The 16,766-nt window shown below is 62.9% G+C and carries 17 protein-coding genes and 1 riboswitch; of the genes, 9 read left to right on the forward strand and 8 right to left on the reverse strand.

Going from position 1 to position 16,766, the window contains the following annotated elements; genetic code table 11:
- Positions 1-4: 4 nt before the first annotated feature.
- The 3 genes from J7I86_RS09130 to J7I86_RS09140 form a co-directional block, all read right to left on the reverse strand.
- Positions 5-1,708, reverse strand: a complete 1,704-nt coding sequence (locus J7I86_RS09130; RefSeq protein ID WP_214819108.1) for a DEAD/DEAH box helicase — start codon at positions 1,706-1,708, stop codon at positions 5-7.
- 277 nt (positions 1,709-1,985) lie between these two features.
- Positions 1,986-3,470 (reverse strand): RNB domain-containing ribonuclease, encoded by a 1,485-nt coding sequence (locus J7I86_RS09135; RefSeq protein ID WP_214819109.1) that lies wholly within the window; start codon positions 3,468-3,470, stop codon positions 1,986-1,988.
- Positions 3,471-3,583: 113 nt separating this feature from the next.
- Entirely contained in the window at positions 3,584-4,543 is a 960-nt protein-coding gene (locus tag J7I86_RS09140; protein WP_214819110.1) for a TM2 domain-containing protein, read from the reverse strand.
- Positions 4,544-4,700: 157 nt separating this feature from the next.
- Here J7I86_RS09140 and J7I86_RS09145 point away from each other — a divergent pair, with 157 nt between their 5' ends.
- Positions 4,701-5,369 (forward strand): ferritin-like fold-containing protein, encoded by a 669-nt coding sequence (locus J7I86_RS09145; RefSeq protein WP_214819111.1) that lies wholly within the window; start codon positions 4,701-4,703, stop codon positions 5,367-5,369.
- Between the two features lie 23 nt (positions 5,370-5,392).
- Here the strand turns inward: J7I86_RS09145 and thiE are convergent, their stop codons facing one another.
- The gene (gene thiE, locus J7I86_RS09150) at positions 5,393-6,070 is read right to left on the reverse strand and encodes a thiamine phosphate synthase (protein WP_214819112.1); all 678 of its coding nucleotides are present in this window, start codon (positions 6,068-6,070) and stop codon (positions 5,393-5,395) included.
- 27 nt (positions 6,071-6,097) lie between these two features.
- Positions 6,098-6,216, forward strand: a riboswitch (TPP riboswitch).
- Here thiE and thiO point away from each other — a divergent pair.
- The 4 genes from thiO to J7I86_RS09170 all read left to right on the forward strand — a co-directional run bounded on the left by thiO (position 6,209) and on the right by J7I86_RS09170 (position 8,936).
- Entirely contained in the window at positions 6,209-7,465 is a 1,257-nt protein-coding gene (thiO, locus tag J7I86_RS09155) for a glycine oxidase ThiO (RefSeq protein WP_214819113.1), read from the forward strand. (Overlaps the previous riboswitch by 8 nt.)
- A gap of 37 nt (positions 7,466-7,502) precedes the next feature.
- Complete coding sequence (gene thiS, locus J7I86_RS09160; RefSeq protein WP_214819114.1) at positions 7,503-7,739, forward strand: sulfur carrier protein ThiS; 237 nt, start codon at positions 7,503-7,505, stop codon at positions 7,737-7,739.
- 3 nt (positions 7,740-7,742) lie between these two features.
- Positions 7,743-8,570 carry a thiazole synthase gene (locus tag J7I86_RS09165; RefSeq protein WP_214819115.1) on the forward strand — a complete coding sequence of 276 codons (828 nt, stop codon included), beginning with the start codon at positions 7,743-7,745 and terminating at the stop codon, positions 8,568-8,570.
- A gap of 30 nt (positions 8,571-8,600) precedes the next feature.
- On the forward strand, positions 8,601-8,936 hold the full coding sequence (locus J7I86_RS09170) for a 4a-hydroxytetrahydrobiopterin dehydratase (RefSeq protein ID WP_214819116.1): 336 nt from the start codon (positions 8,601-8,603) through the stop codon (positions 8,934-8,936).
- Between the two features lie 71 nt (positions 8,937-9,007).
- On the opposite strand, the gene J7I86_RS09175 is transcribed toward J7I86_RS09170, so the two are convergent.
- Genes J7I86_RS09175 through J7I86_RS09185 form a run of 3 tightly spaced genes read right to left on the reverse strand, consistent with a single transcriptional unit; the run spans position 9,008 to position 10,357 of the window.
- The gene (locus J7I86_RS09175; protein WP_214819117.1) at positions 9,008-9,310 is read right to left on the reverse strand and encodes a hypothetical protein; all 303 of its coding nucleotides are present in this window, start codon (positions 9,308-9,310) and stop codon (positions 9,008-9,010) included.
- A 37-nt stretch (positions 9,311-9,347) separates the two neighbouring features.
- Positions 9,348-9,572 carry a DUF3107 domain-containing protein gene (locus tag J7I86_RS09180; RefSeq protein ID WP_024817432.1) on the reverse strand — a complete coding sequence of 75 codons (225 nt, stop codon included), beginning with the start codon at positions 9,570-9,572 and terminating at the stop codon, positions 9,348-9,350.
- Positions 9,573-9,622: 50 nt separating this feature from the next.
- The gene (locus J7I86_RS09185) at positions 9,623-10,357 is read right to left on the reverse strand and encodes a TetR/AcrR family transcriptional regulator (RefSeq protein WP_214819118.1); all 735 of its coding nucleotides are present in this window, start codon (positions 10,355-10,357) and stop codon (positions 9,623-9,625) included.
- Positions 10,358-10,363: 6 nt separating this feature from the next.
- Here J7I86_RS09185 and moeB point away from each other — a divergent pair, with 6 nt between their 5' ends.
- Positions 10,364-11,566 carry a molybdopterin-synthase adenylyltransferase MoeB gene (moeB, locus tag J7I86_RS09190; protein ID WP_214819119.1) on the forward strand — a complete coding sequence of 401 codons (1,203 nt, stop codon included), beginning with the start codon at positions 10,364-10,366 and terminating at the stop codon, positions 11,564-11,566.
- A gap of 37 nt (positions 11,567-11,603) precedes the next feature.
- Entirely contained in the window at positions 11,604-12,593 is a 990-nt protein-coding gene (locus J7I86_RS09195; RefSeq protein ID WP_214819120.1) for an oxidoreductase, read from the forward strand.
- Positions 12,594-12,601: 8 nt separating this feature from the next.
- Here J7I86_RS09195 and J7I86_RS09200 read toward each other — a convergent pair whose 3' ends face one another.
- A complete protein-coding gene (locus J7I86_RS09200; RefSeq protein ID WP_214819121.1) occupies positions 12,602-13,924 on the reverse strand; it encodes a glutamyl-tRNA reductase in 1,323 nt (440 codons plus the stop codon).
- Between the two features lie 159 nt (positions 13,925-14,083).
- Here J7I86_RS09200 and hemE point away from each other — a divergent pair, with 159 nt between their 5' ends.
- Both hemE and hemG read left to right on the forward strand, forming a co-directional pair.
- On the forward strand, positions 14,084-15,199 hold the full coding sequence (gene hemE, locus J7I86_RS09205; RefSeq protein WP_214819122.1) for a uroporphyrinogen decarboxylase: 1,116 nt from the start codon (positions 14,084-14,086) through the stop codon (positions 15,197-15,199).
- Positions 15,200-15,204: 5 nt separating this feature from the next.
- Entirely contained in the window at positions 15,205-16,707 is a 1,503-nt protein-coding gene (gene hemG, locus J7I86_RS09210; protein ID WP_214819123.1) for a protoporphyrinogen oxidase, read from the forward strand.
- Positions 16,708-16,766: the final 59 nt, after the last annotated feature.

The raw sequence follows: 16,766 nt of genomic DNA on the forward strand, positions 1-16,766 counted from the left end.
GTTTTTAGGCCTCGGTGCTGCCGGACTGGGCAGCCGCTGTCTCACCGGATACCACTTCGCCGTTGCGGCGACGCGTGCGGGTCCGACGCGTACGTGCCGGCTTTTCTGCGTTGTCCGCTGTGGCGGTGCGGGTTTCCGAGGTGGGGGCTGCTTCGCCTTCAGAAGTACGACGGCGGCGGGTACGGTTGCGGCCAGCCTCGCCCTTGGAATCGGTGGACTCGGTGTCACTGGACCTGCCGGAGCGGCCACGGCCGCCGTCGCGACCGCCGTCGCGCTTGCTGTCACGGCCGCCATCGCGGCCTGAACCGCCGGAGCGTGCGTTCTTCTTGCCGGTCTCGCCCAGATCCTCCAGAACCTCGGCGTCCACGCCTGCCAGGACGCGCTTGTTACGCGGCAGGCGGCCCTTGGTGCCCTCGGGGATGTCGAGATCGGAGTACAGGTGCGGCGAGGAGGAGTACGTTTCAACGGGCTCGGGAACGCTGAGTCCCAAGGCCTTGTTGATCAGGCCCCACCGAGGCATGTCGTCCCAGTCAACGAACGTAACGGCAGTGCCCTTGTTGCCGGCGCGGCCGGTACGGCCAACACGGTGCAGGTAGATCTTTTCGTCTTCCACGCACTGGTAGTTGATCACGTGGGTGACATCATCGACGTCGATGCCGCGGGCTGCGACGTCAGTAGCCACCAAGACGTCAACCTTGTTGTTGCGGAATGCGCGGAGGGCCTGCTCCCGTGCGCCCTGACCGAGGTCACCGTGAATGGCTGCGGCTGCGAAGCCGCGGTCAACGAGTTCCTCGGCAACCTTGGCAGCGGTGCGTTTGGTCTTGGTGAAGATGATGGTACGGCCACGTCCGCGTGCCTGCAGGATGCGGGCCACAACCTCGGTCTTGTCCATGCTGTGTGCGCGGTAGATCAGCTGCCGGATGTCGCGCTTGGTGAGCCCTTCATCATTCGGGTCAGCTGCCCGGATATGGGTGGGCTGCGTCATATAGCGGCGAGCCATTGCGATGACCGGGCCGGGCATCGTTGCCGAGAAGAGGAGCGTCTGCCGAACGGCGGGGGTCCCGGCAATCAGCGTCTCGACGTCGGGGAGAAAGCCAAGGTCCAGCATTTCGTCGGCTTCGTCAAGAATGACCATTTTGACGTTCTTGAGGCTCAGGTGCTTCTGCTTGTAGAGATCGATGAGCCGGCCGGGCGTTCCGACGACGATTTCAACACCCTTTTGCAGGGCATCAACCTGGGGCTCATAGGCGCGGCCGCCATAGATCGTGGCGATGCGGGCATTGCGCTTGCGTGAAGCGGTCTGGAGATCGTTGGCAACCTGGACGGCAAGCTCACGCGTGGGCACAATGACCAGGGCCTGCGGGGCGCCCGGAACGGCGAGCTTTGCGTAGCCTGCGTCATCCCGGCCGGCAACGCGCTGCAGGGCAGGAATGCCGAAGCCCAGCGTCTTTCCGGTACCCGTTTTGGCCTGGCCAATGATGTCGTGGCCGCTCAAGGCTACCGGCAGGGTCATGGCCTGGATGGGGAAGGGGTGCGTGATTCCGGCGTCAGCCAAGGACTCGACAATGTCCGCGCGGACGTTGAAGTCAGCGAACGACTTCTCTTCGATCTCGTGGGGCGTCTCATCCGAGATGATCGTTTCCTCGGGTTCGATGGATTCTGTTCCGGTGGAGTCCGTCAGGACTTCGTGGGTATGCAATTCACTCACAGGGAGTTTCCTTATTCATTTGGGCATTGGCGCTGCATGCTCAACGGCGGCGGCGGAGCCGTACCGGAGCACGAACGGGCGCGCAAGCAAGTCCAGTGGAAGCCGATCGCGGGCTATCTAAGTACTGGCACTGGTGACCAGTTGGTACATCTCAAGATCGCGTAGGGGCGGGCTTGTTGAGTTCAAAAATTAACTGAATCAACGACCGGGCATCCATTACTACATGCCCAGTCTATCCTCTGGGGGCCGGAAAGCCCGGATCGCCGTATGAACAGCATTAGGACAGCAGCTCGAACCTGATCTCCCGGCTGGCGATATCAGCCTTCAGCAGCCGCACCCGGACTTTGGTTCCGGACTCCATTTCTCCGTCGCACCGGGCTCTAACCGCAGGGTCTGCTATTTGTATGACGCCAAAGGGCACGTTGCCGTTTCCATTGCCGTTGCCGTTTCCCCTGGAATTTCCGTTGGAGGGTTTCGACCCGGAAATGACTACAGCGTCAAATTCCTGGCCGATGTGGTTGGCCACGAGGGCTGCTTCCACAGTGTCCAGCGCGGCACGCTCGAGACGTCCGGCCAACTGGTCTGAGGAGGCCATGATCTCCGGCAACGAGGGGAGGGCTTCACGGGCCCACTGCGGGATGTCGTGGTTGTTGCTGAGTGCTTCGCAGATCACCAGGACAAAGCGGTCTATCAGGCGCCGCAGGGGTGCGGTGGTGTGTGCATACGGAGCCCCGATGGCTGCTTGGATCACCTCTGCAGGCACCTCACCGTCAAAGGGTGTGTAACCTGCACCCCTGAACAACATGCCCGCAGAGTGCAGGATGGCGAGCTGTTTGGGATCGGACGCGTCCAGGGTCCTCAGATACTCGCCGTAGGTGACTTGGCCGTCCCACGGTTTGCCCAGTGCCGAGGTCTGGCGCTTGAAGTGGAGCAGCGACCGGTCATCGGGTGCGGGCATAGTGCGCAGGATGCCCACTTTTCCGTCGAGCATCATCTGGGCCGCGGCCATTCCGGTCATGAGGGAGATCTGTGCGTTCCAGTCCTCAACCGGGAGGGACGGTGCAGCAGCGATTCTGTATCCGCCGCCGTCAGTTGCTTGGACTATTTCCTGTTCCGGCATGTTCAGGCTTGCGCCGCCGCGTTGCCGCTCCAGTTCAACACGTTTAAGCCCTACTTCTTTTAGGAGCTGAAGAACGGGCGGGGCCGTATCGTCGTCGATCTGCTGTTGGGCGCCCTTGTAGCTCAGCTTGGCCCTGCTGCGAACGGCGGCGCGGGCAACCGTGGCCGTCTGCACTTCAGCTTCGGCATCCAAGTCAAAGTGCCACACGAAAGCACTGCAATCCTGGTTGGCCAAGAGGCTGCCGGCGTTTTCGCTGATGACTTCCGGATGCAACGGGATCCGCCCGTCAGGAGCGTAGAAGGTCTGCCCGCGTTGACGCGTTTCGGCGTCCAGGGCGCCACCGGGAGCCACGAAGGACGGAACATCGGCGATTGCGTAGAGGACCTTGTAGCCCTCACCGGCGCGGTCGATGAACAGGGCTTGGTCCAAATCAGTGGACGTAGCAGGGTCGATGGTCACGAACGGTACGTCCCGCAGGTCTTGACCCGGCAACTCAAGGGACTCCACGGCTTGCCGTGCTTCTTCCACAGCTTCGGCGGGGTAATCACCAGGGAGTTCCAGCTCTGTTCTAAGGGCGGCAAGGGCCGCTGCGAGCTGGTCTGATGAGTCGTCGACGTTGGGCGCTATCCGATGATGTGACACGAAAATCAGGTTAGCCCGAAATGGGTCGATAGTCTTGGATGCCTGACGAAAGAACCCGCCGTCCCTTAGGGGGCGGCGGGTTCTTTCCCGTATCAGTGCAAGGTCCGGATCGGCTACTGGTCGGCCGGCGGTGCCACAGTGAAAGTTGCGGCTTCTTCGCCGTAGACATCCGCGATCACGATGGTGGTGGGGCCATTCTTGATGTCGAACGCAATCACTCCCTGCTGAACCTCCCCCGCGGCAACGGTCCCCATGGGCAGGCTCCCCAGGCCTTCCTCAAGGAACAGGGGTTCTCCCTTCTTGCCGTCAGCGTCGTAGGCCTCGAAGTTCGTTGATCCAGCGAAGCTGGTCCCGGTCACCGTCTCCCAGGACACTTCCAGTACAAGGAAACCGCCATTGGCGGGCTTCATATACGACATGGAGGGGATCTCCTGGGTGTACAGAGAATTGACGACGCCTACCTTAACTGTGGTGCTGTCGTCAACATTTACCGTGAAGGAATTCGCTTCGCTGGCAGTTCCTGTGGACGGCAGCAGTGGCCCCTGGCTGGCAGAGGGGAGCGGCGCGACCGGTGTGGTTCCTCCCTGCTGGACGGCAGCAGCAACAAGGGTCAAGGACAGTACCGTTGACACGATTCCGGCGATCAAGCCAGCGAACCAGACGACGATAGTGATGATCCATGCCTTCTTCTTGTTCTCCGGGTAGCCTGCCAGGGGCCGGCCTTGTTTGTCCCGGGCGTTTCCCGTCAGCGTGATGATGAGGTCCACGATCGACCAAATGCCGAGGCCGCCGGCTGTGAGCAGCTTCGCGATTCCGGTACCGATCTTTCCCAGGTAGAAACGGTCCACACCGAAGCCTCCCAGGAGCAGGGCAAGAATCCAGGTGGTCATGAAGGACTTGGCTGGAACTGCCCCGCCCTGGGTCCCATAGGGGCCGGAATCGGGCCCGGGTTGGTAGCCCGGCTGCGCTCCACCCTGGAACTGGCCGCCATAGGCGTAAGGGGCGGCGGGGACCTGCGGAACTCCTGCCCCGGCGTCGTTTTGGGGCGCGGGTGGGTAACTCGGGTGACTCATGGAAAATCCTTCAGTGAAGTGGGTGCGAGGAGGAGGACATGCGGTATGCAGGGCATGAGGGCAGTCAACTCACTTTGAGCCAGCCTAGTAGGAATGGCGGTGGAAGCAGGAACGCAAACCCCGGGAGCCTTATGCCGGCCGGGGATAGGCTGGGTCCATGGGCACTTCCGTGGACGCAGTAACCTCCGCCGGGCATCTCTCCGCGGAGTTGCTTGGAGCCATGGCTTATGGGGAGCTTTCCGCTTTCGGACGGCTCTCGCTGGACTCCCGTGACGCACCCACCCTTCATGACCGGTCAGTGCTGGCAAAGATCGCGGTGGGAGCCTATGGCAACTTTGCCCTCCTCAGCGATCGGTTGTGGGAGATCGGGGTGGACCCCGAACATGCGATGCTGCCGTTCCAACGTTCCTTCGATCATTTCCACGAGCGCACCAAACCTGGGGACTGGTTCGAATCCGTCATGAAGGCCTACGTGATCGACACTGTGTCATCGGACTTCTACAGGGCTGTCTCGATGTTCCTCGACGCAACAACACAGCATTTTGTTGAACGCGTGGCGTCACCTGACCAAGCCACTGAAGTCCTTCGCGTCCTGCTCAGGAGAGCCTTGGCCGACGACCCGCGCCTGGCGTCGCGCCTTGCCCTGTGGGGTCGTCGCCTGGTAGGAGAGGCCTTGACGCAGGCGCAGCGAGTGGGCATGGAACATCACCTGCTGGGCCCAACGCTGAAAAACAACGGGGATGCCCGTGCTGCAGTGAAAACGCTGACGGCGGAACTCGCCAAGAAGCACGCACGCCGAATGACGAGCCTTGGCCTATCGGCGTAGACGCCGGACCGCCTCATGGCCGACTAGCGCACCACGGTGTCCAGTGCCTGCAGCAGCGACTTCGCTGCCGCCGTCGGGTCCGTTGCCTCAGTGATGGCGCGGACGACGACGATCCTGCTGGCTCCCGCCGCTACTACTTGTTCAACGTTGCTGTGGTCGATGCCGCCAATGGCAAACCACGGGAGTGCTGCTTCGTGGCCTGCACGCTTCTCCGCTTCTGCGGCGTATGTGACCAAGCCCGTCCCAACAGCCGCGCGGCCGGGTTTGGTGGGCGTTGCCCAGACCGGACCCACGCAGAAATAGTCCAGTCCCAAGGGGCCCTGGGCGGTGGCCAGTGCTGCGTCGATCTGTTCCGGTGTGTGGGTGGACAGGCCGATGCCGGTGACGTTCGGCAAGAGCGTCCGGGCGGCCGTCAGTGGCAGGTCCTTCTGCCCGATGTGGAATACGGGAGCCCCGGAAATACTGGCAACATCGGCTCGGTCGTTGACGGCCCAAAGCCGTCCGTGCCGTTGCGCGACACTACGCAGGACAGCCAGCATTTCCAGGTCCTCCGCAGCTTCCAGCGTCTTGTCGCGGAGCTGGATGATGTCCACGCCGCCCTCAAAAGCGGCATCCACAAAGTCTTCAAAATCGCCCTGCCGTTTACGGGCATCGGTGCACAGGTAAAGGCGGGCAGAGGCGAGAGCGTCAGGCTGGGTCATGGAAACCACAGTAGTTCCTCTAAACTGGGCACGTACTGCGGGAGCCGCGACGATCGTCATATGACTGTCCGGCTGAGAGGGCTTCAGAGCCGACCGCTTGACCTGATCCGGCTAGTACCGGCGTAGGGAAGGAAACGAGTGGCCGATTCCCGCCATACCCACCTCCAGGCAGACGTGGCCGTCATCGGCGCCGGCGTCATAGGCCTCGGCATCGCTCACGAAGCCAGGCGACAGGGCCGTTCAGTGGCGCTGATCGATCCTGACCCGGCCTCGGGCGCAACCTTCGCAGCTGCCGGAATGCTTGCACCAGTCAGTGAACTGCACTATCAGGAGGAGGACCTCCTGGAATTGATGCTTGAGTCCTCCCGCTTATGGCCTTCCTTTGTGGAGGGTCTGCACCAAGGGGGAGGGGACAACGGATACCGCACGACGCCGACCCTCGCCGTGGGCGCCGATGCCGCCGATCGCACGGCGCTCGCAGACCTCAGGTCAGTGCAGCTTGCCGCCGGTTTGGGAGTTGAACCGCTGGCCCTGCGGGACGCGAGGCAACGCGAGCCGCTTCTCAGCCCGCAGATTTCCTGCGCCTTCGACATCCCGGCCGACCACCAGGTGGATCCGCGAATATTGGCGGCATGCCTCCTGACTGGATTGTCATCCCACGTGCCGGAAGACCATTCATGGGTGGCCGGAGCCAATGACGGATTTGCCGTGTCTTCGCCTGCGCGCCGTCTGCTCTGGGACCGCGGGCGCGTCACAGGCGTTCAGCTCGAGTCCGGTGGCATGGTCCTCGCCAGGGAGACCGTGGTGGCCAACGGACTGGGAGCCCCTCAACTGTCCGGGCTTCCCTGGGGTCTAAGTCTTCCGGTGAGGCCGGTATACGGGGATATCCTCCGGCTTCGCGTACCCGAGCACCTGCAGCCCTTGGTTTCCTCCACTGTCCGCGGGATGGTCCGGGGCATTCCGGTTTACATCGTGCCGCGGGACGACGGCACTGTGGTCATCGGAGCAACACAACGCGAGGACGGATTGTCAGCGTCATCCGACGCAGTTTCTGCCGGCGGTGTGTACCAGTTGCTGAGGGATGCCCAGGTACTGGTGCCCGCAGTGGCCGAGCTGGAACTCCTGGAAGCAACCGCCCGCGCCCGCCCCGGAACGCCGGACAATGCACCCCTCCTTGGCCGGGTCAACGGTCCCACGGGCGAGGTTGGGGGACTGGTAATCGCCACTGGCTTCTTCCGCCACGGAGTCCTCCTGACTCCCGTGGCCGCCAGGATCGTAGGAGAACTCATCAACGGATCCACGGACCCCCGGTGGACTCCCTTCCTGCCCGATCGTTTCAGTGCAACGCGGGGTCACTTATGGCCCATGGAAGTCCCTTCAGGAGGCCATAAGTGACCCCGCGTTGCCTTAATCTCCACAGTAAGGAATCCGCATGAACATCAAACTTAACGGAACCGATCACGCAGTCTCCGACGACGCATCCGTCAGCACCCTCGTCACTGCCATCACCGGCCGCGTCCTGGACCCCCGCGGACAGGCGGCCGACGGCGGAAAGCTGGGAGTCGCCGTCGCACGTAATTCCGAGGTGGTGCCGCGCAGCCAATGGGCCGCAACAGCGCTCGCCGACGGAGACGAACTCGAACTCGTAACCGCAGTCCAAGGAGGCTGAAGCATGACAACATCAAACGTTGACGTTCGCATCACTGGCGTTCCTGCCACTGAAAATCGCACCGACGCCCTGGTGATCGATGGCGTGGAGCTCGGCTCCCGACTCATCATGGGTACCGGCGGCGCGCCGAGCCTGGATGGCTTGGGGGCTGCGCTTCTTGCTTCCGGGACAGAGCTCACCACCGTAGCTATGCGTCGCTACTCCCCGGCCGAGACGGGATCATTGTTCCAGCTCTTGGTGGACCACAACATTCGTGTGCTGCCCAACACCGCCGGTTGTTTTACAGCCAAGGATGCCGTGATGACAGCTGAACTGGCACGGGAAGCCCTGGAAACCGATTGGGTGAAGCTGGAAGTCATCGCCGACGAACACACGCTCCTACCTGACGCCGTGGAGCTGGTGGATGCAACGGAACAACTGGTCAACCGCGGCTTCAAGGTGTTCGCCTACACGAACGACGATCCCGTCCTGGCGCTCAGGCTCGAGAATCTGGGTGCCTCCGCCGTCATGCCCTTGGGATCGCCCATCGGGACAGGCCTCGGCATCCTGAACCCGCACAATATTGAGCTGATCGTGTCCCGGGCCTCTGTGCCTGTGGTTCTCGATGCGGGGATCGGGACAGCCTCCGATGCCGCTTTGGCCATGGAACTGGGCTGCGACGCCGTCCTGCTTGCCACCGCTGTGACCCGCGCGCAGAACCCTGTGCAGATGGGTGAGGCCTTCAAACACGCTGTGATCGCCGGTAGGCTGGCCAAGCAGGCGGGCCGGATTCCACGGCGGGAGCATGCGCTGGCGTCCTCTGCGATGGAAGGCCGGGCTGAGTTCCTCTGATCCGGGTTCTTCGGAATTGAAGGAGCGGTCATGGCAAGCAAGGACGAGCAACTAACTGAGGCGCATATTTCTGCTGCCCTGGGGCTACTTCCGGAGTGGAAGTACCAGGAGGGCCTGGTGACTGTCTTTAAAACCTCGACGTCGGCTGACGCTTTGGCGCTCATCGCCGCGATCGGTCGGATCGCCGAGGAGCAAAATCACCATCCGGATCTGGAGTGGCGGTACAACAGGGTATTTCTCCGCTACGTCTCCCACGATGCCGGCGGACAGGTAACCCAACGTGACGTCGCCGCGGCCAAGGCAGTGAGCGAAGCGGCAGCAAAGACAGGTGCCGTCGCGCAGCCCGAGAGGTATCCGGCGTCGTAAAGCTTAAAGAAGTAGTGACCGTCACCTGAGGGTGACGGTCACTACTTCTGTGTCATGTCGCTTGCCGGGCGCTAGAGACGCAGTGCCTTGGTAAGGGCCGCAGTATCGTGCTTGGTGCGGGTCCGGCCCAGAAAGACCACTACGCCAGCGGCGGCAGCGGTTCCCAACACAATCGGCAGGACCCACGGGATCCACGTAGCGCCAGGCTGGTAACCCAGTCCGGCACTGATGAACGCGATCCAACTCAGGGTGCCCACGGCTGCTGAGACACCTGCCGGCAACGCGATTCCGTACTTGCCGTGCCGCTTGTCGTTGGCCCACACGATGAAGCCGGTGGCAATAGTGGCCAAAACCACCACGACGAGAGAAAGCATAGAAACTCCTTAGCGGACGACGAGAGGTGGGAAAGACCTAGAGGGCGCCAAAGCCTACGCGGCGAGTTTCCTCGGCGCCGATCTCCACGTAGCCCAGCACGTTGCCGGGAACGATGATCTGGCGGCCCTTCTCATCAGTGAGGCGAAGCTCGGAGCCTTTGGTCACGGCCTCGGCCACAATCTTGGCGACGGCGTCAGCATCCAAGGAGGATTCGAGCACGATCTCACGGCCAACGTTCTGAATGCCGATCTTTACTTCCACAGCAAGGCCTCCAAGCCAATCAAGTTGTAAGTCAGTCCTCTATTTGTAGCCTAGGACTCTTTGGGGAATCGACTGATTCCGCGCCAAGCTAAACGATAGATCAGATCACTGGCTACATCGAGGTCCAGGTTTCCATCCGTTTCCAGCCAATATCTGGCGCTGACCTGCGCCATTCCCGCCAAACCACGCCCGAGGAGCTGGGCCTCAAGAGGCGGCAGCTTGGTGTCCTCGGCAATAACGTGAGCCACGGCGTCCGCGAACGTCTTGTTGAAAGTCTCCAAACGCGAGCTGACGTCGGGATCGTTGATCAGGTCCGACTCGAACACCAAACGATGGGCTTGGTCGTCGTCGGCAATAAACCTGTAATAGGCGCGCATGACTGCCTTGACCCGTTCCTTGTTGTCCGTAGTGGAATTCAAGGCGTCGAGCATCAGCTGCGTCAGGGTTGCCAGGTGGCTGTCCAGGAGAGCCATGTAGAGCTCGCGCTTGGACGGGAAGTGCTGGTAAAGCACCGGTTTGCTCACATGCGCGGCTTCAGCGATTTCGTCCATGGCCGCCCCATGGAAGCCGTTGGAGACGAAAACCTCCAATGCCGCGTTCAGCAACTGTGCCCGGCGCTCATCGCGCGGCAACCTTGGTGAACGCGTTGTACCCGCCCGTTCCTGCCTGGCCGGTGCCCCATCGTTTGCCCGTGTGCCGTCAGCCACAGTCTGCCGCCTTTCCTTTGCAGTTATGACTACTCTACCGGGGGGTAATATGACCGGGCGGCATCTGCAGGCATACATTGGGGTATGGCCTCAATTGTTGCTGCCCACACTGCTGCGCCCGCTGTCCTTCCGCCCCTCGTTGAACCGGCCGCCGAACTCACGCCGACCGAGGTGGAGCGGTACTCCCGGCACCTCATCATTCCTGAAATTGGCGCCTTGGGCCAACGCCGGCTTAAGAATGCCAAAGTCCTCGTCATAGGCGCCGGTGGGCTGGGTTCCCCGGCACTGCTGTACTTGGCCGCCGCCGGAGTGGGCACCCTGGGCATAGTGGACGATGACGCGGTGGACCTTAGCAACCTGCAGCGACAGGTTATCCACGGTGTGAAGGACGTGGGTACGCCCAAGATCGAATCCGCACGCAACGCCATCGCTGAGCTCAACCCCTTGGTCAACGTTGTCCTGCACAACGTCCGGCTTGACACTTCCAATGCGCTGGAATTGTTTGCGCAGTATGACCTCATCCTGGACGGCGCGGACAACTTCGCCACGCGGTATCTCGTGAATGACGCCGCTGCTATCCTCGGCAAGCCGTATGTCTGGGGATCCATCTTCCGCTTCGATGGCCAAGTGAGCGTCTTCTGGGCCGACCACGGGCCCACATACAGGGATCTTTACCCCGAAGCGCCTCCCGCCGGCTCTGTGCCGTCCTGTGGCGAGGGCGGGGTGTTCGGCATGCTGTGCGCAGCGGTTGGATCGCTGATGGTCACCGAGGCAGTGAAGCTGATTACCGGCGTCGGACGTTCCTTGCTGGGCCGGGTGGCACTCTTTGATGCTTTAGGCGGAAGCTGGCGCGAGATCAGGGTCTCCAAAGATCCGGAAGCCGAACCCATCACGGAACTGACCGACTATGAAGCGTTCTGCGGCGTGACGCCACCGGTGGCCACGGACCGGGATCACACGGTTACCGCCAAGGACCTTGCAGCAATGCTTGCCGAAAGGGACTTGGGGGAGCGGGACTTCGAACTCGTGGATGTCCGCGAGTCCGGCGAGCACAGCATTGTGAGCATCGACGGTTCTGTCCTTATTCCGCAGGGCCGTATTCTCTCCGGCGAGGCGTGGGTGGAGCTGCCGCAGAATAAGGACATCGTGTTCCATTGCAAGGCCGGGACACGCTCGGCAGCTGTTCTCGAAGCGGCACAAAAGGCCGGCTACACCCGCGTCAGCCATCTCGACGGCGGTATTCTCGCCTGGGTGCGCGATGTCGAGCCGGATAAGCCTGTCTACTGATCGTTGCCTGTTCCCATCCGGTCTGGGAAGCTCAACCATGAGCGAAGACTGGACAGACACCCCGCAACGACCCATCGACTCCGGATTCGGGCATGGGTCAACTGCCGCGGATGTCATTGAGGGCATTGACCTGGCCGGCAAGAATGCAATCGTCACCGGGGGATATTCAGGGCTTGGTCTGGAGACCGTGCGGGCCCTGGTCTCCGCCGGCGCGGAAGTCACAGTACCGGCCCGTCGACCCGACCATGCCAAGGCGGTCATCGCGGACGCCGGCCTTGCACGCGCAGTTCAGGTGGAGCCGATGGACTTGGCCGACCAAGATAGCGTCAAGGGCTTTGCCTCCCGTTACCTCGACGAGCATCCCAACCTCGAAATTCTCATCAATAATGCCGCCATCATGGCAAGCCCGGAACAACGGGTGGGCACAGGCTGGGAAGCACAGTTCGCCACCAACCACTTGGGGCACTACTCGTTGGTGAATGCGTTGTGGCCGGCGTTGGCTGCTGCCGCAGACGCCCGGGTTGTCTCATTGTCCTCCACCGGACACAAACTTTCTCCGATCCGTTTTGACGACATCAACTTTGCCACCGGCTACGAGAAGTGGCGGGCCTACGGCCAGGCCAAAACGGCGAATTCCCTTTTTGCCGTGGAGCTGGATCGACGAGGCAGGGCCTCGGGCGTTCGGGCGTTCGCTGTGCATCCGGGCGGCATCATGACCGAGCTGCAACGGCATCTGCCCAAGGAGGAGATGGTCGCCGCAGGGTGGATGGATGCCGAAGGGACCGTGCGTGAGGGCTTCAAAACGCCCCAGCAGGGTGCCGCAACGTCGGTATGGGCGGCCACGTCCCCTGCATTGGCCGGCAAGGGCGGCGTCTACTGTGAGGACTGCGATATCGCAAGGCCCACGGACAAGGGTTCGCCGCTCGCCCGCTATCAAGGCGTGGACGCCCACGCTGTCGATAAGGAGGCTGCAGCGAAGCTATGGGAACTGTCCGCTGACCTGACAGCTTTGAATGCCTTCGGGTAAAGGTAGCGTCAGGCGCTTTCGGAGCGGAGCTGCTGGTGATCCACCGGGCACTCTGCGGCGGAGGCAGCAGCCTGCGGCTGTTCCACCTGGATGCCGTAGAGAGCTTCCAGAGCGGCAACATAATCATCCTGCTGGCCGTTGGCTGCCAGTTCGCGGGCCCTGACGGTGGGAATGTGCAGGAGCTGCTTGACCATCCGGCGCAGGGCGAACTCCACCTCTTCGGCAGCGGCTGTACAACCGTGACGGGCGCGGACTTTCTCCATTTCCGCGTCAAGGACGTTCATGGTGTGACGCCGGAGCGCCACGATGGCGGTGTCCACGGACCGGGCTTCACGTTCGGACTCGAAGGAGGTGGCGGCGCCGTTGACGATTGCGCTGGCCTGCGAGAGTGACTCTGCCTGTTCCTGCGGAGCAGCGAGGCGCACGGATTCAAGCGTGAGCAGTTCAACGCCGTCGAGTTCTCCCACTGCGGGATCAAAATCATGGGTGAGCGCGAGGTCGATCGCGATCAAAGGCCTTTCCGAGTGGGCGCGGACACGGGCAAGATCCGCAGCTTCCACCCGGTTGTCAGAGCCGCTGCAGCCAATCATGACGTCAGCTGCAGCAACAGCAGCGGGAAGAGTGTCGGCGTCCAGTGCAGTTCCGCCGCGGGTGGCTACGAAGCCCTCGGCGCGGCCGGAAGAAGAATAGACAGAAACGTCCGTGCAGCCGCGGTCACGCAGGAGCGACATGGTAGCGCCGGCGTAGGCCCCGGTTCCGAAGACCACGACTTTCTTGGTGGACCAATCATCGTTCTCCGCGAGGTCGGTGGCGAGGTCCAAGGCGACGGAAACGATCGAAAGCCCACGCGAGCCAAGGGCAGTCTGTGCGCCTACGTCCTTGGCGGTCTTGGAGGCCGCCTGGAAGAGGCGCACCAGGCCGGAGCTGGCGGTGCCTTCCTGCTGGGCGGTGATCAGGGCCCGGCGGACCTGGCCTGCGATCTCGCGCTCACCCACCACGGCAGAATCCAAGCCGGCGCTGACAGCGAAGAGGTGCCGTGTGACATCCGGGCCGGTGTTGGTGGCAAAGGAGCGGGAGACGAGTTGCTCGTTGAGGCCGCTCAGTTCGCTGATCTGTGAAACGAGGGCGGAACGGGCTGCTTCAAGGTCAGCACCGTTGGCTGTTTCTCCGTAAATCTCATAGCGATTGCACGTGGCCAGGACCACGGCGCCGGAAACCACGGAGGAGTCCGTCAGGGCTGCCGAGGCAAGCTCAGAGGAACCGTTGCTCAACTGAGCGACAGTTTCGAGGTCGATGTCGGCGTGTGTAGCCACCAATGAGAAAAGAACCACAGCACCCCAATCATAGCTTTTTCGTAGCCCGGTAGAACAATGCTGCGCCGTGGTGATCCCCACGAAGGCGGGTGATCCCCGCCACAACGGCCTTGGACGGGGCGCGACGTGACAGCTTGTCGTTATCTTTTGCCCCGGATTTTCGGCACAATCGAAGGCATGACTTCTAGCGCGGCAGCATCCAACAGTACGGCCTCCAACGCCCCGGCGGGAACCCTCGGCGCCAACCACCCGCTGAAGGACGGCCGTACCTCGGACTCGCCGTTGATCACGGCATACCGCGGTGGCACGCCGTCCCGCCGGCCCGTCTGGTTCATGCGCCAGGCCGGCCGCTCCCTGCCGGAGTATCTGAAAGTGCGCGAAGGCGTTGCGATGTTGGACTCTTGCCTCCGGCCGGAACTCGCCGCCGAGATTACCCTCCAGCCTGTTCGCCGCCACGATGTGGATGCCGCGATCTTCTTCTCGGACATCGTCATTCCGTTGAAGCTCGCCGGCGTGAGTGTGGACATCGTCCCGGGCGTAGGACCTGTGTTGGACAAGCCGGTCCGGACAGCAGCTGATGTTGCCGCCCTGCCCACCCTGACGTGGGAAGCCCTTGAGCCGATCCGTGAAGCCGTCCGCCTGTCGGTTGCCGAGCTCGGAAAGACGCCGCTGATCGGTTTCGCCGGTGCGCCGTTCACCCTTGCGGCCTACATGGTTGAAGGGAAGCCCTCGCGTGACCACCTGGGCCCGCGGACCATGATGCACGCCGATCCCGAGACCTGGGCCGCGCTGGCCACCTGGGCTGCCGATACTTCCGGCATGTTCCTTCAGGCCCAACTTGAGGCAGGCGCTTCGGCCGCGCAGCTCTTTGATTCATGGGCCGGATCCTTGGGCCTGGCTGACTACACCAAGTATGTGGCGCCGGCATCCACCCGAGCGCTGGATCATGTCCGCGGACTCGGGGCACCGTTGATCCACTTCGGAACCGGCACCTCCGAGCTGCTGGTGGCCATGCGGGACGTCGGCGTGGACGTTGTGGGTGTCGACTACCGCCTGCCCTTGGACGAGGCAAACCGACGTCTGGGTGGCACGGTGCCGCTGCAGGGCAACATCGATCCCGCTCTTCTGTCTGCTCCGTGGGACGTCCTTGAAGCCCATGTCCGCGAGGTCATCGCTGCCGGTTCCCACGCGCCTGGTCACGTCCTGAACCTGGGCCACGGCGTACCTCCGGAAACGGACCCCACCGTCCTGACCCGCGTGGTGGAACTCATCCACTCCATCCCAACGGAGTAGGAGCAATGCGCGGGGGACACGCAACGCCGACGTCAGAGCCCACAGCAACGGCTGCACGGCCAACTGCCGTGGTGGTGGGAGGCGGCATCTCGGGCCTGATCGCCGCACGGGAACTGGCGGCGGCCGGTTCGGCGGTTACTGTCCTTGAGGCGGGCACTGCATGGGGAGGCTGCGTAGGTCGCCACGTCGTTGCAGGGTTGCAGCTGGACAGCGGGGCAGAGTCGTTTGCCACGCGGTCCACAGCCGTAGCCGATCTCGCACGCGAGCTGGGCTTGGCGGACAGGATTGTAGCTCCTCATCCCGGAGGTGCCTGGGTGCAACTTCCGGACGGACCGCAGGAGCTCCCCAAAACGGGAGTGCTCGGTATCCCTGCCAATCCCTGGGACCCCGAGGTTCGACGATCCTTGGGACTCGCCGGAGCCATCAGGGCCTCTTTGGACCGCTGGCTCCCAGCTTCTGTTGGAACGTCCTCGGAGGTAACCAGCGTTTCCGCTTTGGTTCGTACCCGTATGGGCAAAAGGGTTCTGGATCGACTTGTTTCGCCGGTGGTGGGCGGCGTTCATTCGGCCGACCCTGCCCTGTTGGATGTGGACATGGTGTCGCCGGGCCTGCGCGCAGGGATCCGGAACCACGGCTCACTCGCTGCCGCCGTTGCAGCTCAGCGCAAAACTGCCAAGGGCGCCTCTTCCTCCTCAGCCGGAGCAGCAACGGGCCCGGCAAAAGCGGGTTCCGCCGTCGCGGGGTTGAAGGGCGGAATGAACACTTTGGTGGACGCACTCGTAGCGGACCTGCGGGAGCGCGGGGTTCAACTGCTCTCCGGTCGGCACGCCGACGACGTCGTGAAGACGCACGAAGGTTGGCGGGTCACCGTTGGGGATTCAACGTACGACGCCGGACGGCTGGTGGTTGCGCTGGACGGCCCGGCCGCCGTCGGGTTGCTGGAGAAGTCCGTGCCTGAGCTGGCCGGCCTGCGTCCGGCTCCCGGGCCGCTGGTGAGCCTGGTGACCCTGGTGGTGGACTTGCCGCAGCTCGATGGCAGGCCCCGGGGGACCGGAATCCTGGTGGCACCCGAAACCCCGGGGGTCAAAGCAAAGGCGCTGACCCATGCAACGGCAAAATGGGATTGGTTGGCTGACGAAGCCGGGCCGGGTACGCACGTCCTGCGTCTGTCCTATGGCCGGCGCGAAGAGGCGGGCGGCGGTGCGGACGTTGTCATGGACGACGAGTCTCTCCTGGCCGCCGCCGTGGAAGATGCTTCTGTGCTCCTGACTGTGCCGGTATCCCGGGCGGATATCGTGGATTGGGATGTGGTGCGGTGGGCGGGCGCCTTGCCGTTCGCCGCCGTCGGTCATAAACAGCGCGTGGAGCAGGTTCGCCGAGTGTGTGCCGCTGCGGACCGCCTTACCGTGGTGGGCGGCTGGTTGGCCGGAAATGGCCTTGCTGCGGTGGTGGCCGACACGCGGGCACAGCTAGCCGTGTTAGGCGCGGATGAATCGCCTGCTTTGTGATTTGCGCCACTTCTACGCCTTGTAGAACTGTTTTGTTTCGACTTAGCGGCTGGCACGGG

The sequence above is a fragment of the Arthrobacter sp. ISL-95 genome, assembly GCF_018613695.1.
Taxonomy (GTDB): Bacteria; Actinomycetota; Actinomycetes; order Actinomycetales; family Micrococcaceae; genus Arthrobacter.